We start from the raw sequence: 19245 nt of genomic DNA, 5'->3' as shown, positions 1-19245 counted from the left end.
GCGTTCATTCAGACTGCACGCGTTATCGTTGACGTCCATCGCGAGCAGGCTCGCTCCTACAGGGTGAAGCGTGCTCTTTCGTGAATAAGAAATATTTCCAAGCACAACCCTTTACACATAATGCGAAAGATTTGCATTATGTGGCAGTTTTGCGCGCTGGACGCGTTATACCACCCCCTCTCGAAGCAGGATGTTCGCCATGATTCGTATGCCTCTGGCTACCGCCAGTCTGTTGGCCATCGCTATTTCCCTCGCCGGCTGTGGTGAAGGCAAAGACAAAGAAAAAGCTGCCGCTCCTGCGCCGGCTGCCAGCACCGCTGCTGCCCCGGCTACTCCAGCCGCCGCACCTGCCGCTGCCGGTAAAGTCGACGAAGCTGCCGCCAAAGCCGTTGTCGCGCATTACGCCGACATCGTTTTCGCTGTTTACAGCGATGCCGAATCCACCGCGAAAACCCTGCAAACTGCCGTCGACGCGTTCCTCGCCAAGCCGAACGACGACACCCTGAAAGCCGCCAAGGCTGCCTGGATCGCTGCCCGCGTTCCTTACCTGCAGAGTGAAGTGTTCCGCTTCGGCAACACCATCATCGATGACTGGGAAGGTCAGGTGAACGCCTGGCCACTGGACGAAGGCCTGATCGACTATGTCGATAAATCCTACGAGCACGCACTGGGTAACCCGGGCGCCACCGCCAACATCATCGCCAACACTGAAATCCAGGTCGGCGAAGACAAGGTCGACGTGAAGGACATCACCCCGGAAAAACTCGCCAGCTTGAACGAGCTGGGCGGTTCCGAGGCCAACGTCGCCACTGGCTACCACGCCATCGAATTCCTGCTCTGGGGCCAGGATCTGAACGGCACCGGCCCTGGCGCCGGCAACCGTCCGGCTTCGGACTACCTGGAAGGCAAAGGCGCCACCGGCGGTCACAACGATCGTCGTCGCGCTTACCTGAAATCCGTGACCCAACTGCTGGTCAGCGACCTGGAAGAAATGGTCGGTAACTGGAAGCCGAACGTGGCCGACAACTACCGCGCCACCCTGGAGGCCGAGCCGGCTGAAAGCGGCCTGCGCAAAATGCTGTTCGGCATGGGCAGCCTGTCCCTGGGCGAACTGGCGGGCGAGCGCATGAAGGTTTCCCTGGAAGCCAACTCCCCGGAAGACGAACACGATTGCTTCAGCGACAACACCCACAACTCGCAGTTCTACGATGCCAAAGGCGTTCGTAACGTGTACCTGGGCGAATACACTCGTGTCGACGGCACCAAAATGACCGGCGCCAGCCTGTCGTCCCTGGTGGCCAAGGTTGACCCGGCTGCCGACACCGCGCTGAAAGCCGACCTGGCTGCTACCGAAGCCAAGATGCAGGTCATCGTTGATCACGCCAACAAGGGTGAGCACTACGACCAGCTGATCGCTGCCGGCAACACCGCTGGCAACCAGATCGTCCGTGACGCCATCGCTTCGCTGGTCAAGCAGACCGGTTCGATCGAAGCCGCCGCTGGCAAACTGGGCATCGCCGACCTGAACCCGGACAACGCTGATCACGAGTTCTGATCAACGCTGGCTGACTAAAAAGGCGACCTTCGGGTCGCCTTTTTCATATCGGTGTTTTGCAATGTTGCTGATGGCCTCATCGCTGGCAAGCCAGCTCCCACAGGTTCGGTGGCGCTCGCAAAATCTGAGTGCTCCCGCAATTCTTGTGGGAGCTGGCTTGCCAGCGATTGCGTCGCCGTGGTCTCAAGCGAAAATCCCGGCCCACATCAAAGCAAACGATAATTCCTCTTATTCAAAACCCCCTGCCCTGTTAGACTTTGCGCCTTTATTTTGCTCGTCTTGCAGGATGTCTGATGCCCTCGCTGCCTCTTCGCTTGTCCGCACTGTTTCTGGCCCTGGGCCTGAGTGCCTGCGATGACGCCCCGCGTTTTACCAAGGCAGAACCCGGAGAAGCCCGCTCCGGGGGAAGTACAACCGTGCGCAAGACTGACCAGAACGCGTTTTCGTTGCCCTCGGCTAACCTGCCACCCTCGCGGCGCGTGGACTTCAGCGTCGGCAACAGCTTCTTCCGCAATCCCTGGGTGATCGCCCCGTCGACCACCACCGCCCGTGACGGCCTCGGTCCGCTGTTCAACACCAACGCGTGCCAGGGTTGCCACATCAAGGACGGCCGCGGCCATCCGCCCGAGCCCAATGACTCGAATGCGGTATCGATGCTGGTGCGCCTGTCGATCCCCGATGATCCGCTCTACGCAAAAATCATCGAGCAGCAGGGTGTCGTGCCGGAGCCGGTGTACGGCGGACAGTTCCAGGACATGGCCGTGCCCGGTGTTGTCCCGGAAGGCAAAGTGCGGGTTGAATACACGCCGGTAAAGATGCGTTTCAAGGACGGCACCGAAGTCGAACTGCGCAAACCTAGCTTGAACATCACCCAATTGGGCTACGGCCCGATGCATCCCGACACGCGTTTCTCTGCACGGGTAGCGCCACCGATGATCGGCCTGGGTTTGCTGGAAGCCATCCCGGAAGAGGCGATCCTGGCCAATGCCCAAGCGCAGGCAAAGGACAACAACGGCATCGCCGGACGCCCGAACCGGGTCTGGGACGATGCTCAGCAAAAGACTGTTGTGGGACGCTTCGGCTGGAAGGCCGGGCAACCGAACCTCAACCAACAAAACGTTCACGCGTTTTCGGGTGACATGGGCCTCACCACCAGCCTGAGACCCTTTGATGACTGCACCGATGCACAAACCGCCTGCAAACAGGCGCCGAGCGGTAGCGGCCCCGATGGCGAGCCGGAAGTCAGCGACAACATTTTGCGTCTGGTGCTGTTCTACACCCGCAACCTCGCCGTACCGGCGCGTCGCGATGTCGGCACGCCTGAAGTGCTGGCCGGCAAAAATCTGTTTTATCAGGCCGGTTGCCAGTCCTGTCACACGCCGAAATACACCACCGCCGCCAACGCCGCCGAACCTGAACTGGCCAATCAAGAGATTCGCCCCTACAGCGATCTGCTGCTGCACGACATGGGCGACGGCCTGGCCGACAACCGCACTGAATTCAAGGCCGGTGGCCGCGACTGGCGCACTCCGCCGTTGTGGGGCATCGGTTTGACCGAAGCGGTCAGTGGCCACACCCAGTTCCTGCACGACGGCCGTGCCCGCAACCTGCTCGAAGCCGTGCTCTGGCATGGCGGCGAAGCGCAAGCGGCACAGCAACAGGTTTTGACTTTCAATGCCGAGCAGCGCGCTGCGTTGCTGGCGTTTTTGAATTCCCTTTAATACGCATTCCACTCGCGGGAGCCCGACATGTTCCGTCCCAAATTGTTGTTCACCAGCCTTGCCGCGCTAGCCCTGGGCGCCTGTTCGCCACAGGACCCGCAGGCCGTCACTTCGGCAGCGATTGCCAAATCGGTAATCCTGCCGACCTATACCCGCTGGGTTGAGGCCGACCGCCAACTGGCCGTCAGCGCCCTCGCCTATTGCGAAGGCAAGGAGACCCTGGACACCGCCCGTGCCGACTTCCTGCACGCGCAAAAAGCCTGGGCCGAGCTGCAACCGTTGCTGATCGGGCCGCTGGCCGAGGGCAACCGTGCCTGGCAAGTGCAATTCTGGCCGGACAAGAAAAACCTCGTCGGCCGCCAGGTCGAACAACTGGTCACCGCGCAGCCACAGATCGACGCCGCCGCGCTGGCCAAGTCCAGCGTTGTGGTCCAGGGTCTGTCGGCCTACGAATACATCCTGTTCGACAGCAAGCCTGACGTGGCCAACGCCGAGCAAAAGGCCAAGTACTGCCCACTGCTGGTCGCCATTGGTGAACGTCAGAAGCAACTGGCCGAAGAGATTCTGAAAAGCTGGAACAACACCGACGGCATGCTCGCGCAAATGAGCAAATTCCCGAACCAGCGTTACGCCGACTCCCACGAAGCGATCGCCGATCTGCTGCGCGTGCAAGTCACTGCCCTCGACAGTCTGAAGAAAAAACTCGGCACGCCGATGGGCCGCCAGACCAAGGGCGTTCCGCAACCGTTCCAGGCCGACGCATGGCGCAGCCAGTCGTCTCTGGCCGGCATGGAAGCGAGCCTCGCCGCGGCCAAAACCGTGTGGGAAGGTGTCGACAACAAAGGCATTCGCGGCCTGTTGCCGAGCGAGCAAAAGCCGTTGGCCGACAAGATCGACGCCGCCTACGCCGCCTCGTTGAAACTGTTCGCCAGCAACCAGCGCTCGTTGACCGAAATGCTCAATGACGACGCCGGTCGCCAGCAACTGAACGATATCTACGACAGTCTCAACGTCGTCCACCGCCTGCACGAAGGCGAACTGGCCAAGGCGCTGGGCATCCAACTGGGCTTCAACGCCAACGACGGTGACTGATGAGGGCGAGTGCCATGCTGCGACGTCAGGCTCTGACCTTAGGGAGTTTGCTGCTGGGAGCAGTGACACTGGGCGGCTGGAAGCTGTTCAGGCAGAAGGATGCCAGCCCGTTGCTGCTTTCGGCGCGGGACGATACTGATGGCAAGCATTACGCCGTCGGATATCGGCTGGACGGCACCCGGGTGTTTGCCACCCAGGTCGGCCAGCGCTGCCACGACATCATCAATCACCCGTCGCTGCCGATCGCGCTGTTTGTCGCCCGGCGCCCCGGCACCGAGAGCTACCTGATCGACTTGCGTGACGGCACGCTGCTGCAAACCGTGACGTCGCAGCCGAACCGGCACTTCTACGGTCACGCGGTGATTCACCACAGCGGCGACTGGCTGTACGCCACCGAAAACGACACCAGCGATCCGGGTCGCGGCCTGCTCGGCGTGTACAAGTTCGAAAGTGAGCGGTTGGTGCACAGCGGCGAGATTTCCACCCACGGCATCGGCCCGCATCAAGTGTCGTGGATGCCCGATGGCGAAACCCTGGTGGTGGCCAACGGAGGTATTCGCACCGAAGCCGAAAGCCGGGTCGAGATGAACCTCAATGCAATGGAACCAAGCCTGGTCCTGATGCAGCGCGATGGCACTCTGCTGAGCAAGGAAACGCTTCCCCAGCAAATGAACAGCGTGCGTCACCTGGGCATTGCCAGCGACGGCACCATCGTCGCCGGCCAGCAATTCATGGGCGCTTCGCACGAAAAATCGGAACTGCTCGCGATCAAGCGTCCCGGCCAGCCGTTCGTGGCGTTCCCGGTGCCCGAGCATCAATTGCAGGCCATGGGGCACTACACCGCGAGCGTCGCTGTACACAGTGATTTGCGGCTGGTGGCCTTGACTGCGCCACGGGGCAACCGCTTTTTCATCTGGGACCTGGACAGCGGTGAAGTGCGCCTGGACGCGCCGCTTCCCGATTGCGCTGGGGTTGGTGCGGTCGCCGACGGGTTTGTCGTGACCTCGGGCCAGGGTCGGTGCCGCTACTACGATTGCCGACAGACAGATCTGGTTGCAAAACCACTGGAACTGCCGGCAGGGCTCTGGGACAACCATCTTCACCTCATCTGAAAACACCCCGCTCTTTGTAGGAGCCGAGCTTGCTCGCGATGACGGCCGCACATGCAGCATCATGCTGACTGACACACCGCTATCGCGAGCAAGCTCGGCTCCTACAAGGGCAGAGCGTGCCTGTAAAAACTGGCAGTTGGATTACCCTTCCCAGTCGCGGTAATGTGCCCCACTGTCTCACCTGATTTTCTCCAAGGAACTGGAAATATGCTGCGTCGCCGCATGCTGATCATGTTGGGTGTTGTTCTGTTGATCGTGCTGGTCCTGGCCGGTTACAAAGCCTTCTCCATCTACACGATGATTCAAGGCTTCTCCGCGCCGAAACCTCCGATCAGCGTCGCTGTGGCCACGGCGACCGAACGGCCATGGCAAGCCCGCCTGCCCACGGTCGGCACGCTCAAGGCATTGCAAGGAGTGGACCTGAGCCTTGAGACCGACGGGACTGTCATCGATGTACAGTTCGAGTCAGGGCAGAAGGTCAAGGCCGGCCAGCCGATCGTGCGGCTCGACAGCGCCGTGGAAAGCGCCCTGCTGGAAACCGCACAGGCCGACCTCGGCCTGGCGCAGGTGGATTACTCCCGCGGCAGCCAACTGGTCGGCAGCCAGGCCATTTCCAAAGGTGAATTCGACCGACTCTCGGCAGTCCTGAAAAAGAGCAAGGCCACGGTCAACCAGCTCAGGGCTGCACTCGGCAAAAAAAGCATTCTCGCTCCGTTCAGCGGCACCATCGGCATTCGTCAGGTGGATGTCGGCGACTACGTCGCCACCGGCACCATGATCGCCACCCTGCAGGACCTCAGCAGCCTCTACGTCGACTTTTTCGTGCCCGAGCAATCGGTGCCGAAGATCGCTGTCGGCCAACCGGTGCAGCTCATTGTCGCGGCTTATCCGACCGAGGAATTCCCCGGCACCATCAGCGCCATCAACCCGAAAGTCGAAAACAGCACCCGCAACGTGCAGGTCCGCGCGACCCTGGCCAACCCTGACGGCAAGCTGCTCCCGGGGATGTTCGCCAGCCTGCAGGTCATGTTGCCCGATCCGCAGCCGCGCATCGTCGTACCGGAAAGCGCGATCACCTACACGCTTTACGGCAATTCGGTCTATGTCGCCGTCCAGAAGAAAGCCGAAGACGGCAGTGTGGAAAAGGACGACAAAGGCCAGCCGGTGCTTATCGCTGAACGGCGCTTTGTCGAAACCGGCGAGCGTCGCGACGGGATGGTGATGGTCACCAAAGGCGTGCAGAACGGTGAAACGGTTGTCACGGCCGGCCAGATCAAACTGGACAACGGTGCGCATATCGCCATCAGCGACGACAAGACCCTGGCCGAAAAGAACAGTCAGCCTCGCGCTGACTGATCAAGGAACCTCCAATGGCTTTTACTGACCCGTTCATCCGCCGCCCGGTGCTCGCCACCGTGGTCAGCCTGCTGATCGTGCTGCTGGGCTTTCAAGCCTGGAGCAAGTTGCCGCTGCGCCAATACCCGCAAATGGAAAACGCCCTGATCACGGTGACCACCGCGTACCCCGGAGCCAACGCCGAAACCATTCAGGGCTACATCACCCAGCCGATGCAGCAAAGCCTGGCCAGCGCCGAGGGCATCGACTACATGACCTCGGTCAGTCGGCAGAACTTCTCGGTGATCTCGATCTACGCGCGTATCGGCGCCAACAGCGATCGACTGTTCACCGAACTGCTGGCCAAGGCCAACGAGGTCAAGAACCAGTTGCCTCAGGACGCCGAAGACCCGGTCCTGAGCAAGGAAGCCGCCGACGCCTCGGCGCTGATGTACATCAGCTTCTTCAGTAAGGAACTGAGCAACCCACAGATCACCGACTACCTGTCGCGGGTGATCCAGCCAAAACTCGCGACCTTGCCGGGCATGGCCGAAGCCGAGATTCTCGGCAACCAGGTGTTCGCCATGCGCCTGTGGCTGGACCCGGTGAAACTCGCCGGTTTCGGGCTGACGGCCAGTGACGTGACCAACGCGGTGCGCCAGTACAACTTCCTCTCCGCTGCCGGCGAGGTGAAGGGCGAGTACGTGGTGACCAGCATCAACGCCAGTACCGAACTCAAGTCCGCCGAGGCCTTCGCCGCGATCCCGCTGAAGGTCGACGGCGACAGTCGTGTATTGCTGCGCGATGTGGCACGGGTCGAGATGGGCGCGGAAAACTACGACACCATCAGCTCCTTCGGCGGTACGCCCTCGGTGTACATCGGCATCAAGGCCACGCCCGGCGCCAACCCGCTGGACGTGATCAAGGAAGTGCGCAAGATCATGCCGGACCTTGAGGCCCAGCTGCCGCCGAACCTCAAGGGTGAAATCGCCTACGACGCCACGCTGTTCATCCAGGCTTCCATCGATGAAGTGGTGAAAACCCTGTTCGAAGCGGTGCTGATCGTGATCGTGGTGGTGTTCCTGTTCCTCGGTGCACTGCGTTCGGTGGTGATCCCGGTGGTCACCATCCCGTTGTCGATGATCGGGGTGATGTTCTTCATGCAGATGATGGGCTACTCGATCAACCTGCTGACCCTGCTGGCGATGGTATTGGCCATCGGTCTGGTGGTAGACGACGCGATCGTTGTGGTGGAGAACATCCACCGCCACATCGAGGAAGGCAAGACACCGATGGACGCCGCAATCGAGGGCGCCCGGGAAATCGCCATGCCGGTGGTCTCGATGACCATCACCCTGGCGGCTGTGTATGCACCGATCGGCTTCCTGACGGGGCTTACCGGGGCCTTGTTCAAGGAATTCGCCCTGACCCTGGCCGGTGCCGTGGTGATTTCCGGCATCGTGGCGCTGACATTGTCGCCAATGATGTGCGCCTTTTTGCTGCGTCACGATGAAAACCCCAGCGGTTTGGCCCATCGCCTGGATATGATTTTCGAAGGCCTCAAACGCCGATATCAACGCATGCTGCACGGCACGCTCAATACCCGGCCGGTGGTGCTGGTGTTCGCGGTAATCGTGCTATGCCTGATTCCGGTGTTGCTCAAGTTCACCAAATCGGAACTGGCGCCGGACGAAGACCAAGGCATCATCTTCATGATGGCCAACGCCCCGCAACCGACCAACCTCGATTACCTGAACACCTACACCGACGAGTTCATCTCGATCTTCAAGGCGTTTCCCGAGTACTACTCCTCGTTCCAGATCAACGGCTTCAATGGCGTGCAATCGGGGATCGGCGGTTTCCTGCTCAAACCGTGGAACGAGCGCAGCCGGACGCAGATGCAGATCCTGCCCGATGTTCAGGCCAAGCTTGAAAGTATCCCGGGATTGCAGATTTTCGGCTTCAACCTGCCTTCGTTGCCGGGTACCGGTGAGGGGCTGCCTTTCCAGTTCGTCATCAATACCGCCAACGATTACGAGTTGCTGCTGCAAGTGATGGACCGGGTGAAGAAACGCGCGATGGAATCCGGTCAGTTCGCTTTCGTCGACGTTGACCTGGCTTTCGACAAGCCTGAGGTGGTGGTGGACATCGATCGCGCCAAAGCCGCACAGATGGGCGTTTCGATGCAGGACCTCGGCGGAACGCTGGCGACCCTGCTGGGCGAGGCGGAGATCAACCGTTTCACCATCGAAGGCCGCAGTTACAAGGTCATTGCCCAGGTTGAGCGCCCCTTCCGGGATAACCCGGAGTGGTTGAACAATTATTACGTGAAGAACACCCAGGGTGAGCTGCTGGCCCTGTCGACCCTGATTACGGTGACCGACCGGGCGCGGCCACGGCAACTGAACCAGTTTCAACAACTCAACTCGGCGATCCTTTCAGGTGTGCCGCTGGTCAGCATGGGCGAGGCCATCGATACCGTGCGCCAGATCGCCCGGGAAGAGGCGCCGGCGGGTTTTGCAATCGACTATGCCGGTGCATCACGACAATACGTTCAGGAAGGCAGTGCGTTGTGGGTCACCTTTGCCCTGGCATTGGCGATCATCTTCCTGGTACTGGCCGCCCAGTTCGAAAGCTTCCGCGATCCGTTGGTGATTCTGGTGACGGTGCCGCTGTCGATTTGCGGTGCATTGATTCCGCTGTTCCTCGGCTGGTCGAGCATGAACATCTACACCCAGGTCGGATTGGTGACGCTGATCGGGTTGATCAGCAAGCACGGCATCCTGATCGTCGAATTCGCCAACCAGTTGCGCAAGGACAAGGGCCTGACAGCCCGCGAGGCCGTGGAAGAAGCGGCGGCCATTCGTCTGCGGCCCGTGTTGATGACGACCGCCGCGATGGTATTCGGCATGGTGCCGTTGATCATCGCCACTGGGGCTGGGGCGGTCAGTCGGTTTGATATCGGAACGGTGATTGCGACGGGTATGTCGATCGGCACGTTGTTCACTTTGTTTGTTTTGCCGTGCGTTTATACGTTGCTGGCCAAGCCCGACAAGCCGTAGGGAGTCTGGCAATAAAAAAGGCCTCGCATCAGCGAGGCCTTTTATTTGGGCTTCATTCTGTTCAACTTTGCGGCCTCATTCCTTGAGACAGTCCGAACATGAACAGCAACAGATCATGATCGGGCTGGGTAGCCACGGTTGTTTTGGCAACCCGTGGCAATGGGCAATATTCGCCGTTCGTTGAACTCAGAACTTGCGTGCGTGGCTGCTCCCAGGCAGCCACCGCGAGTGAAGCAACTGCCAAGGCTCCTACCAGAAACAAACCTCGCGCAACTTCGAGTTTCATTGCTATAAACCTTTGATAGCGCTGCCAAACGCCGTCTTATAAAAGTAGACGAGTTTTTCCCAATCCGTAGGGCTGAACGACGAGTGGCGACGCAGTTGCTTCATATCATGGGCGGCCGCCTGATGGGCGGTCAGACGCTGCCGGCACTTCTCCAGATCGATCAACGCGACCTCAACCGTGGCGGCTTCACCTTCACCGGTTACACGCACGAACACGTGCTTGATGTACAGGCAACTGTGCTGCCAACGACCCTTGTGCATGCGCGCCAGGTTTTCCGCCAACTCCTTCAGGACTCGATCGTGCACCGCCTCACCGTGACGCTCGCGGCCGCCACCGGCGTACCAGTGTTCGATTTCTTCGAAGCCGTCCAGTGATTTGGTGACCAGCAACGCGCGCCATTTGTGCACCGGATCGCGCTGTGCCCCGCAAAAAACGATTTCCGGAACGCGCACGCCAAGCGCACTCACACCGGTGAGCGCATCGCGTTCGCGCAGCACCGTCGGCCGCCCGAAGGGGTGCAGCAAGCTGCGGTGGATATGGCCGGTTTGTCGCTTCGCGTAGAGCAACTGACCATCGCTACCCACGACGCGCTGTACGCCACTTTCTCCTCCGCGACGGACGTTGGGCTCTTCTACCCATTCACCGCGCTGATTCCAGAAATAGTCGAAGCGGTCCTGGGAAACGACGTTCGAACCTGCTGCACACTGCACTGCCATCCTGTTACCTCTTGCGTAATACGTAAACCCGCCACATGGCATAGAGCGGCAAAAAGTCCAGACGTTCCTGAATTCTGAAACCCGCTTGTTCAAATTCCTTTTCTACCGTAACAGCCGGTAACACAAAACGATTTTGGTAACCTTCCTGCCCACGGGTTCTCTCTGCGCGCTTGCGTTTCCACGCCTTGAAATTACCGTCCACCCACAGCGAAAGGACAACGCTGTCGCGGGTGACGCGTTCGAATTCGCGCAGAATGGCCAGTCGATGCTCGGCTTCACCGATGTGATGGAGCAAACGCATGCAGAAAATGCTGTCGACGGCGTTATCAGGCAAGGCGATGTCGAATGCAGAAGTGTGCAAGGGTTGTACCCGTTTGACCACTTCGGCGGGTTGTGCCTGCGTAGCAATCTTGATCATGGACTCGGAGTTGTCGGCGCCGATGATCACCCGGTTGGGTTTTTCTGCCAGCAACGGCCAGAATCGTCCCGCGCCGCAGGGCAAATCGAGGACCAGACCCGGCTCACCGATCAGCGTCAGCGCTTTGCGCGCCAGCTGTTCATCGCGCCAATGGGATAGTCGACGGCCAAGACCATCCTGGTGTTTACGCAGGTAGCGTTGCGCGTGTTTGTCGTCGTATTTTTCGGAAAAATCCAGCTTGATTGGACCGGCCATCACCAAGGTCTCCTTGCACTTCTGATGGCATCCACCTTAGGCAGCGCAATGTCAGTGCCAAGTCATCCAATTGTGAAAAATTTGTCATGTAAAACCCTGAAGTGTTTCCAGGCTTTACAAGAAAACATAGACCAAACCGGGAAAATTCAACTAAGACGCCTGCAACTGCACTTCAAAACGACAGCCATGGGGCTCCATATTCGTCAGGCTGACGCTCCAGCCCTGGTTTTCACAGATCCGTTGCACCAGCGACAGCCCCAATCCCAGGCCTTCGCCACGTTTTTCATTACCTCGCACGAAAGGCTCGAACATCGCCTCGCGTTTCTCTTCAGGAATGCCCACGCCGCTGTCTTCGACCAGGAACCCCGTGGCGGTCAAGGTTAGTCGGATAAACCCGCGTTCGGTGTAATGCAGTGCGTTACGCAGCAGGTTTCCCATCACTGCATTGAGGAAAGTGGCGTTGTAGCGAATGTTCTGTGGCTGGCCCGGATCAAAAACCAGGGTCAGGCCTTTGGTCTCGATCGGCCCGCGCCACTGACCGATCAAGCCATCGGCCACGCCGCTGAGCGTTTGCTGCGGTGACATACCGGCATCTTCGCGCTGAGCGCGGGCGAGCATCAGGAAGGTTTGAACCAGCTCGCGCATTTCTTCGCTGGCTCGGGCGATTCGTTCGACCTGAGCACGACCGCGCTGGTCGATGCCCGGATTTTCCAGCAGCAACTCGCAAGAACTGGCCAACACCATCAACGGCGTGCGCAGTTCATGACTGACATCACTGGTGAACAAGCGCTCCCGGGTCAATGCCTGGCGCAAACGTCCGAGGGTGGCATCGAAGGCCACTGCCAGCTCACCCACTTCATCGGCCGCATAATCCGGCGCCAGAGGCGGCGCCAAGCCCAACAATTGATCACGATGACGAACTTGCCGAGCCAATCGCACAACGGGCGCCATTACCTTGCGCGCCAGGACCCAACCGAGGAAAACCGCCAGTGCCAGGCTAAGTACGAAGCCGACGAGGACGACGGCAAACAGCACCCGCTCACGCTCTTCGAAATCGCTCTGGTCCTGCAGCAACACATAGCGCCGACCGTCGACGATCTCGACCATCGCGTGGTACGACAGCTGCTCGCGGAAGACCTCGTGAAACCCCGAATCCAGATGGCGCAAATCCTTGGGCAGCTCGAAATCGCCCGGTCCGCCGCTGAAATAGAACAACTGGTCCGGTTCCGGGCGATGGCTCCAGTCGGAGACGTTGTCCATCAGCAACAGCCGTTGCAAGTCGCCGCCCAGGCCAGCCGAGATCAGTTTTTCTTCCACCAGGTGCACGGTGGCGACGATGCCCATGGCAAAGGCGCCCGCCACCAGTGCGCTCATCAGCGCAAAGGCGATGATGATCCGTTGAGCAAGGCTCTGCTTAAACTCCATCACGCCCCTCGGCCAAGCGATAACCCACACCGTGCACGGTGTGCAGCAACGGTTTGGCGAACGGTTTGTCGATCACCTGACGCAACTGGTGGACGTGGCTGCGCAGGCTGTCGCTGTCCGGGCAGTCGTCGCCCCACAACGCTTCTTCGAGAATTTCCCGACGCAATACGTGAGGGCTTTTCTGCATCAGCACCGCCAGCAGCTTCAATCCCACCGGGTTGAGTTTGAGCAATCGGCCTTCGCGGGTGACTTCCAGCGTGTCGAGGTCATAGATCAGGTCACCGACTTGCAAGGTACGACGCCCACCGCCCTGGGCACGGCGCATGACGGCCTCGATGCGCGCCGCCAGCTCAGACAGGGCAAATGGCTTGATCAGGTAATCGTCGGCACCGGACTTGAAGCCCTGCAACCGGTCGTCCAGTTGATCGCGCGCGGTTAGCATGATTACCGGCGTGTCGCGGCGGGCATCTTCGCGCAGGCGTTTGCACAGGGTGTAGCCGTCAATGCCGGGCAGCATGATGTCGAGCACGATCAGGTCGTAATGCTCGGTGGCCGCCAGATGCAGGCCCGACAAACCGTCCTGTGCACAATCCACGGTATAGCCTTTGAGCCCCAGGTAATCGGCCAGATTGGCGAGGATATCGCGGTTGTCTTCAACCAATAAAATTCGCATGGGCACCTTCTCCGTACACAGTAACGGCCGTCTTGGCCCGCGCAGCTTAAGGCCAAGTGTGGCTCAGGGCTAGGATTGCGTGCGGCTGGAATGGCTGAAATCAAACGTTTGCAGGGTTAACGACTTTTTCACTATCGATTCACACGTTGACGACAGGATCGGGTTCAAACTCTGCGCGGCTGCGCATTTCAGAACACTTTCCCAACCAAGGAACCCGCATGGCTTCGACCCTTGTCCGCCCCGCTTCTCGCCCGCTCAACTTCTGGGTTTGCCTTGGAGTTCCTGCCGTTGCGGCAATCATTCTGATGCTGCTCGAACTGACGTCTCTGGACATGGACCTGGCCAAACTGTTCTACGACCCAGTGGCCGGGGATTTCATCGGCCGGCACAGTTATTTTCTGGAAACGGTTCTGCACGATCGCGCCAAACAAGTGGTCATCGCTTTCTCGGTGTTTGCCATCCTTGGCTTTGCCGGCTCGTTTTTCATGACAAGGCTCAAGCCGTTCAAACGGGAGTTGGGCTGTCTGGTGTTGTCCCTGGGTTTGGCGACTTCCTTTGTCACGCCGATGAAAGCGGTGACGGCGGTGCAATGCCCATGGAGCCTTGAACAGTTCGGCGGGCATGAGACCTACAGTGAATTGCTGAGCCCTCGACCGGCTACGGAAAAACCGGGCCGCTGCTGGCCGGGCGGGCATGCGGCAACCGGGTTCACGCTGTTTGCGTTGTTCTTTGTGTTGCGTGATCGTCGCCCACGACTGGCACGGGCGGCGTTTGTTTTTGCCTTCGCCCTCGGCACGGTGTTTTCCATTGGACGGATGATGCAGGGTGCGCACTTTTTCTCCCACAACGTGTGGACGGCAGTGTTCTGCTGGCTGATTTGTTTGGGGTCGTATTACTGGATTCTTTATCGGCCGGCATCCAGCGTTGAACGAGTAGACAAGGCCGAACCGGTAAGGGCTTGATAGAAGATCAAAAGATCGCCCGAGCGCGGACCGAGCCCTCGGGCGATCCTTTGACTTTGATGTTTGTAAAAGGCAATAAAAAACCCCGCCTGCTTTCGCAGGCGGGGTTTTTAGTACAGGGGTGAGGCTGGCTTACATCATGCCGCCCATGCCGCCCATACCGCCCATGTCTGGCATACCGCCGCCAGCACCGCCGTCTTTCTTCGGTGCATCAGCAACAGCGGCTTCGGTGGTCAGGATCAGACCGCCGATCGACGATGCAGCTTGCAGAGCGGAACGGGTAACCTTGGTTGGGTCCAGGATACCCATTTCGATCATGTCGCCGTATTCGCCAGTCGCAGCGTTGTAACCGAAGTTACCTTTGCCGTTCTTGACTTCGTTGACCACAACGCTTGGCTCGTCACCGCTGTTGGCAGCGATCTGACGCAGCGGTGCTTCAACGGCACGACGCAGAACAGCGATACCCACATCCTGATCAGCGTTGTCGCCTTTCAGATCGTTCAGGGTTTGCAGAGCACGGATCAGTGCAACGCCACCGCCAGGTACCACGCCTTCTTCAACGGCTGCACGGGTAGCGTGCAGGGCGTCTTCAACGCGGGCTTTCTTCTCTTTCATTTCAACTTCGGAACCAGCGCCAACCTTGATCACTGCAACGCCGCCGGACAGCTTGGCCAGACGCTCTTGCAGTTTTTCACGGTCGTAGTCCGAGGAAGTTTCGGCAACCTGTGCACGGATCTGGGCAATGCGGGACTCGATGTCGCCGGCTACGCCAGAACCATCAACGATGATGGTGTTTTCCTTGGAGATGGTCACGCGCTTGGCGCTGCCCAGGTTTTCCAGGGTAGCGGCTTCCAGGCTCAGGCCGATCTCTTCGGAGATAACGGTACCGCCGGTCAGAACGGCGATGTCCTGCAGCATGGCCTTGCGACGGTCGCCGAAGCCTGGAGCCTTGACGGCCGCGACTTTAACGATGCCACGCATGTTGTTCACGACCAGAGTCGCCAGGGCTTCGCCTTCAACGTCTTCGGAAACGATCAGCAGTGGACGGCCGGCTTTGGCAACGGCTTCCAGCACTGGCAGCATTTCGCGGATGTTGGAGATTTTTTTGTCGACCAGCAGAACCAGCGGGTTGTCCAGCTCGGCAACCATGGTTTCCGGCTTGTTGACGAAGTACGGGGACAGGTAGCCACGGTCGAACTGCATGCCTTCTACAACCGACAGTTCGTTTTCCAGGCCAGTGCCTTCTTCAACGGTGATTACGCCTTCTTTGCCGACTTTTTCCATGGCTTCGGCAATGATGTCGCCGATGGAGTTGTCGGAGTTGGCGGAGATGGTGCCAACCTGAGCGATTGCCTTGGTGTCAGCGCATGGCTTGGACAGGTTTTTCAGCTCTTTGACGATGGCGATGGTCGCCTTGTCGATGCCGCGCTTCAGGTCCATCGGGTTCATGCCGGCAGCGACGGCTTTCAGGCCTTCGTTGACGATCGACTGAGCCAGAACGGTAGCGGTGGTAGTACCGTCACCAGCGTCATCGTTGGCACGGGAGGCAACGTCTTTGACCAGCTGCGCGCCCATGTTTTCGAAACGGTCTTCCAGTTCGATTTCTTTGGCGACGGAAACGCCGTCCTTGGTGATGGTCGGAGCGCCGAAGCTCTTCTCGATGATCACGTTACGGCCTTTCGGGCCCAGGGTCGCTTTTACCGCGTCAGCCAGGACGTTGACGCCTTTGAGCATTTTCTTGCGGGCGGAATCGCCAAACAGAACTTCTTTAGCAGCCATGATCGATATTCCTTAAATACTTTGTAGTCGCGGGAAAATGAGCGGGTAATCAGCCTTCGATAACAGCGAGGATTTCGTTCTCGCTCATTACCAGCAGGTCTTCGCCGTCGATTTTCACAGTGTTGCTGCCGGAGTAAGGACCGAACACAACCTTGTCGCCAACTTTGACGGCCAGTGCACGCACTTCACCGTTTTCCAGTACGCGGCCGGTGCCGACTGCGAGGATTTCACCGCTGTTGACTTTTTCAGCAGCCGAACCTGGCAGGACGATACCGCCAGCGGTTTTCTTTTCTTCTTCGCTGCGACGGATGACGACGCGGTCATGCAGAGGACGAAGCTTCATTGTCGATCTCTCCTAATTGTGGTTTTCATCGGCCGGTGTAGTCCCGGCGGGTTTAACAAAGTCCGGCGGTGCCGGGTGCGGTTCGTCAAGCGAACCGCGGAAGTCTGTCTGGCGTGATCGCCAGAAACCTTGCGGTGACCGTTACATAAGGGCGCATAAGCTTATTACAAGGGTGGGCATCGAAAAATTTTCATGTCGATGTCCCGCAAACGAACACGGCACCCGAAGGTGCCGTGTCGCTGAGGTGTTACTTGGTATCGCGGTGTTCGAACTCGCCTTCGATCACATTGGGCTCACGACCCAAGGGTTCGCGCGGTGCAGGACCGCCACGGGCCTGGAGATCATCGGCAAACGCCCGTTGGCGGATCGCCTGCTCTTCGGCGCGCTGGCGCATTTTATTGGCCAGCAGACGGCGGCTGATCGGCAGCAGCATGATCAGGCCGATCACGTCGCTGATGAAGCCCGGCAGGATCAACAGACCACCGGCCAACGCCAGCATCAGGCCTTCGAGCATGGTCTGGGCCGGCAACTCGCCGCGGTTCAGGCTTTCACGGGCACGCAGCGCCGTGGCCAGGCCGGCGATGCGCAGCACGAACACGCCGAACATCGAGCCGAGAATGATCAGCAGCAGGGCCGGGAAAAACCCGATCGCCCCTGCCACCTTGACGAATACGAACAGCTCCAACACCGGGAACAGCAGAAAGAGCAACAAAAAAGGGCGCATCAAATGGTTCCTCAACGCAAGAATGCCTTGCCAGTTCACCTTAGATGACGTCGCCGTTTCGTGAATTCAAGCGTCGGCCACTTCATTTTTCGGCCAATGTTCAGCGTGAGCCAGGAAAACCAAGGCTTCGCGAACTTGTGTCGGCGTATTACACGGCGCTTGGAACGGCAGCCAGTACAGGCTTTGACCGATGCGCAGGTGCATGCCTTCGGTGTCGATACCGACCAATTGTGCTGGCGAAGTTTTCGGCAAACCCGCCAGGTCCACGTAATGGGCAATGGCTTTGGCGTGATCAGCGTTCATGTGCTCGACCATGCTGATTTCAGCCTTGCCGGCGAACGGATTGGCCAGCGTCAGCTCATTGACCCAGTGAATCGCACCGAAGCCACCGATATAGCGGTGACGGACCGGCGTGAGCACCCAGAAATCGAAATCATGGGCATTGTGGTAGCCCTGCGACTCCGGGAAGTAGCGGTAGTAGCGCTCGGCAGCTGCTTCGATGGAAGTTTCGTCTTCGAGTTGCTGCGCTTCAGCCAGATAAGTCAGGCGACCGACCGCCTGTACGTCTTCAGCGCCGCGCTCACCCACGAACAACGAGCATTTCGGGTCTTTTTGCAAATTGTGGGTGTGCTGGGCGATACGGCTGATCAGGATCAGCGGCCGGCCCTGCTCGTCCAGACAGTACGGAACCACGGAGCCGAACGGGAAACCGGGTATTGATTTGGAGTGTGTCGAGAGCACTCCACGGTATTCCTTGAGAAGCAATTCTCGTGCATGCTTAGCCGCTTCAACGCTCAATTTATGACTCCTTATATAGAATCCGTCAAAAAAACGGACGGGCTGCTGGTGGAAAGTCCCAGCACGCCATCGGGGCAGTTCTCATGTGCAGCCAGGCCACGTCAGGTGCAGATCGAGAGGCTCTCTAAGGAAAACCACTCAGACCTGCTACCGGGGCATGCGAATGCAACTCACTGACAAAGTAATCATTATCACTGGCGGTTGCCAGGGTTTAGGCCGCTCGATGGCCGAGTATTTCGCGGGCAAAGGCGCGAAGCTGGCCCTGGTCGACCTGAACCAGGAAAAACTCGACGACGCGGTAGCAGCCTGCAAGGCCAAAGGTGTCGAAGCTCGCGCTTATCTGTGCAACGTCGCCAATGAAGAGCAAGTAACGCACATGGTCGCCCAGGTTGCTGAAGACTTCGGCGCGATCCACGGCCTGATCAACAACGCCGGGATCCTGCGTGACGGTCTGCTACTCAAGGTCAAGGACGGCGAAATGACCAAGATGAGCCTGGCACAGTGGCAGGCGGTGATCGACGTCAACCTGACCGGCGTGTTCCTGTGCACCCGTGAAGTCGCGGCGAAAATGGTCGAGCTGAACAACAGCGGCGCGATCATCAATATCTCGTCGATTTCCCGCGCTGGCAACGTCGGTCAGACCAACTACTCCGCCGCCAAGGCCGGTGTCGCCGCCGCGACCGTGACCTGGGCCAAGGAACTGGCGCGCTACGGCATTCGTGTCGCCGGCATTGCACCGGGCTTCATCGAAACCGAAATGACCTTGGGCATGAAGCCTGAAGCGCTGGAGAAGATGACTGCCGGGATTCCGCTCAAGCGCATGGGCAAGCCTGACGAAATCGCCCATTCGGCGGCGTACATCTTCGAGAACGACTATTACACCGGTCGGATTCTGGAGATGGATGGCGGGTTGCGGATCTAAAGCAAAATCAAGAGATCGCAGCCTCGCTTCGCTCGACAGCTCCTACAGGTGCAAGCCGATCCATGTA

The 19245-nt window shown here is 59.2% G+C and carries 17 protein-coding genes; 8 read left to right on the top strand and 9 right to left on the bottom strand.

The annotated features are described in order from the left end of the window. Positions 1-199 precede the first annotated feature (199 nt). The 6 genes from ACW9JC_RS20180 (at position 200) to ACW9JC_RS20155 (ending at position 9877) form a co-directional block, all read left to right on the top strand. Positions 200-1555: an imelysin family protein gene (locus ACW9JC_RS20180; protein ID WP_457457108.1), complete on the top strand. Its 1356-nt coding sequence runs from the start codon at positions 200-202 to the stop codon at positions 1553-1555. 293 nt (positions 1556-1848) lie between these two features. Continuing rightward, positions 1849-3276, top strand: coding sequence for a di-heme oxidoreductase family protein (locus ACW9JC_RS20175; RefSeq protein WP_457457106.1), 1428 nt, complete (start codon positions 1849-1851; stop codon positions 3274-3276). Positions 3277-3303: 27 nt separating this feature from the next. Further along, positions 3304-4368: an imelysin family protein gene (locus tag ACW9JC_RS20170; RefSeq protein WP_338582733.1), complete on the top strand. Its 1065-nt coding sequence runs from the start codon at positions 3304-3306 to the stop codon at positions 4366-4368. Positions 4369-4382: 14 nt separating this feature from the next. Further along, positions 4383-5480: a DUF1513 domain-containing protein gene (locus tag ACW9JC_RS20165; protein WP_457457104.1), complete on the top strand. Its 1098-nt coding sequence runs from the start codon at positions 4383-4385 to the stop codon at positions 5478-5480. A 207-nt stretch (positions 5481-5687) separates the two neighbouring features. Then, positions 5688-6836 (top strand): efflux RND transporter periplasmic adaptor subunit, encoded by a 1149-nt coding sequence (locus ACW9JC_RS20160; RefSeq protein WP_457457102.1) that lies wholly within the window; start codon positions 5688-5690, stop codon positions 6834-6836. Positions 6837-6850: 14 nt separating this feature from the next. Then, positions 6851-9877, top strand: coding sequence for a multidrug efflux RND transporter permease subunit (locus ACW9JC_RS20155; protein WP_457457100.1), 3027 nt, complete (start codon positions 6851-6853; stop codon positions 9875-9877). A 61-nt stretch (positions 9878-9938) separates the two neighbouring features. Here ACW9JC_RS20155 and ACW9JC_RS20150 read toward each other — a convergent pair whose 3' ends face one another. The 5 genes from ACW9JC_RS20150 to colR form a co-directional block, all read right to left on the bottom strand. Next, on the bottom strand, positions 9939-10163 hold the full coding sequence (locus ACW9JC_RS20150; RefSeq protein ID WP_419708724.1) for a hypothetical protein: 225 nt from the start codon (positions 10161-10163) through the stop codon (positions 9939-9941). A gap of 2 nt (positions 10164-10165) precedes the next feature. Then, complete coding sequence (locus ACW9JC_RS20145; RefSeq protein WP_457457097.1) at positions 10166-10879, bottom strand: lipopolysaccharide kinase InaA family protein; 714 nt, start codon at positions 10877-10879, stop codon at positions 10166-10168. 4 nt (positions 10880-10883) lie between these two features. After that, entirely contained in the window at positions 10884-11552 is a 669-nt protein-coding gene (locus ACW9JC_RS20140; protein WP_457457095.1) for a class I SAM-dependent methyltransferase, read from the bottom strand. A 150-nt stretch (positions 11553-11702) separates the two neighbouring features. Continuing rightward, positions 11703-12977 (bottom strand): sensor histidine kinase, encoded by a 1275-nt coding sequence (locus ACW9JC_RS20135; protein WP_338582747.1) that lies wholly within the window; start codon positions 12975-12977, stop codon positions 11703-11705. Next, positions 12967-13650 (bottom strand): two-component system response regulator ColR, encoded by a 684-nt coding sequence (gene colR / locus ACW9JC_RS20130; RefSeq protein WP_457457092.1) that lies wholly within the window; start codon positions 13648-13650, stop codon positions 12967-12969. Before colR ends, ACW9JC_RS20135 begins: the two co-directional genes overlap by 11 nt. Before the next feature lie 218 nt (positions 13651-13868). Here colR and ACW9JC_RS20125 point away from each other — a divergent pair, with 218 nt between their 5' ends. Continuing rightward, positions 13869-14612: a phosphatase PAP2 family protein gene (locus ACW9JC_RS20125; protein WP_457457090.1), complete on the top strand. Its 744-nt coding sequence runs from the start codon at positions 13869-13871 to the stop codon at positions 14610-14612. Between the two features lie 132 nt (positions 14613-14744). On the opposite strand, the gene groL is transcribed toward ACW9JC_RS20125, so the two are convergent. The 4 genes from groL to ACW9JC_RS20105 form a co-directional block, all read right to left on the bottom strand. Next, a complete protein-coding gene (gene groL / locus ACW9JC_RS20120) occupies positions 14745-16391 on the bottom strand; it encodes a chaperonin GroEL (protein WP_338582751.1) in 1647 nt (548 codons plus the stop codon). Positions 16392-16440: 49 nt separating this feature from the next. Then, positions 16441-16734 carry a co-chaperone GroES gene (locus ACW9JC_RS20115; RefSeq protein WP_457457088.1) on the bottom strand — a complete coding sequence of 98 codons (294 nt, stop codon included), beginning with the start codon at positions 16732-16734 and terminating at the stop codon, positions 16441-16443. 247 nt (positions 16735-16981) lie between these two features. Next, on the bottom strand, positions 16982-17458 hold the full coding sequence (locus ACW9JC_RS20110) for an FxsA family protein (protein WP_075945519.1): 477 nt from the start codon (positions 17456-17458) through the stop codon (positions 16982-16984). Positions 17459-17524: 66 nt separating this feature from the next. Next, the gene (locus ACW9JC_RS20105; protein WP_457457085.1) at positions 17525-18256 is read right to left on the bottom strand and encodes a HugZ family pyridoxamine 5'-phosphate oxidase; all 732 of its coding nucleotides are present in this window, start codon (positions 18254-18256) and stop codon (positions 17525-17527) included. 163 nt (positions 18257-18419) lie between these two features. On the opposite strand from ACW9JC_RS20105, the gene ACW9JC_RS20100 reads away from it, so the two are divergent. Beyond that, a complete protein-coding gene (locus ACW9JC_RS20100) occupies positions 18420-19178 on the top strand; it encodes an SDR family oxidoreductase (RefSeq protein ID WP_150704000.1) in 759 nt (252 codons plus the stop codon). Positions 19179-19245: the final 67 nt, after the last annotated feature.

Source organism: Pseudomonas sp. SDO5591_S426 (assembly GCF_054070755.1).
The sequence above is the reverse complement of the archived record's forward strand: the minus strand, read 5'-3'. Positions and strand labels throughout refer to the sequence as shown.

Excerpts from the sequence above, each read along its gene's own strand:
- ACW9JC_RS20135 (WP_338582747.1), bottom strand. The coding sequence starts at position 12,977 with ATGGAGTTTAAGCAGAGCCTTGCTCAACGGATCATCATCGCCTTTGCG.
- ACW9JC_RS20115 (WP_457457088.1), bottom strand. The coding sequence starts at position 16,734 with ATGAAGCTTCGTCCTCTGCATGACCGCGTCGTCATCCGTCGCAGCGAA.
- ACW9JC_RS20100 (WP_150704000.1), top strand. The coding sequence starts at position 18,420 with ATGCAACTCACTGACAAAGTAATCATTATCACTGGCGGTTGCCAGGGT.
- ACW9JC_RS20175 (WP_457457106.1), top strand. The coding sequence starts at position 1,849 with ATGCCCTCGCTGCCTCTTCGCTTGTCCGCACTGTTTCTGGCCCTGGGC.
- ACW9JC_RS20165 (WP_457457104.1), top strand. The coding sequence starts at position 4,383 with ATGCTGCGACGTCAGGCTCTGACCTTAGGGAGTTTGCTGCTGGGAGCA.
- ACW9JC_RS20110 (WP_075945519.1), bottom strand. The coding sequence starts at position 17,458 with ATGCGCCCTTTTTTGTTGCTCTTTCTGCTGTTCCCGGTGTTGGAGCTG.
- ACW9JC_RS20155 (WP_457457100.1), top strand. The coding sequence starts at position 6,851 with ATGGCTTTTACTGACCCGTTCATCCGCCGCCCGGTGCTCGCCACCGTG.
- groL (WP_338582751.1), bottom strand. The coding sequence starts at position 16,391 with ATGGCTGCTAAAGAAGTTCTGTTTGGCGATTCCGCCCGCAAGAAAATG.
- ACW9JC_RS20180 (WP_457457108.1), top strand. The coding sequence starts at position 200 with ATGATTCGTATGCCTCTGGCTACCGCCAGTCTGTTGGCCATCGCTATT.
- colR (WP_457457092.1), bottom strand. The coding sequence starts at position 13,650 with ATGCGAATTTTATTGGTTGAAGACAACCGCGATATCCTCGCCAATCTG.
- ACW9JC_RS20145 (WP_457457097.1), bottom strand. The coding sequence starts at position 10,879 with ATGGCAGTGCAGTGTGCAGCAGGTTCGAACGTCGTTTCCCAGGACCGC.
- ACW9JC_RS20160 (WP_457457102.1), top strand. The coding sequence starts at position 5,688 with ATGCTGCGTCGCCGCATGCTGATCATGTTGGGTGTTGTTCTGTTGATC.
- ACW9JC_RS20170 (WP_338582733.1), top strand. The coding sequence starts at position 3,304 with ATGTTCCGTCCCAAATTGTTGTTCACCAGCCTTGCCGCGCTAGCCCTG.
- ACW9JC_RS20150 (WP_419708724.1), bottom strand. The coding sequence starts at position 10,163 with ATGAAACTCGAAGTTGCGCGAGGTTTGTTTCTGGTAGGAGCCTTGGCA.
- ACW9JC_RS20140 (WP_457457095.1), bottom strand. The coding sequence starts at position 11,552 with ATGGCCGGTCCAATCAAGCTGGATTTTTCCGAAAAATACGACGACAAA.
- ACW9JC_RS20125 (WP_457457090.1), top strand. The coding sequence starts at position 13,869 with ATGGCTTCGACCCTTGTCCGCCCCGCTTCTCGCCCGCTCAACTTCTGG.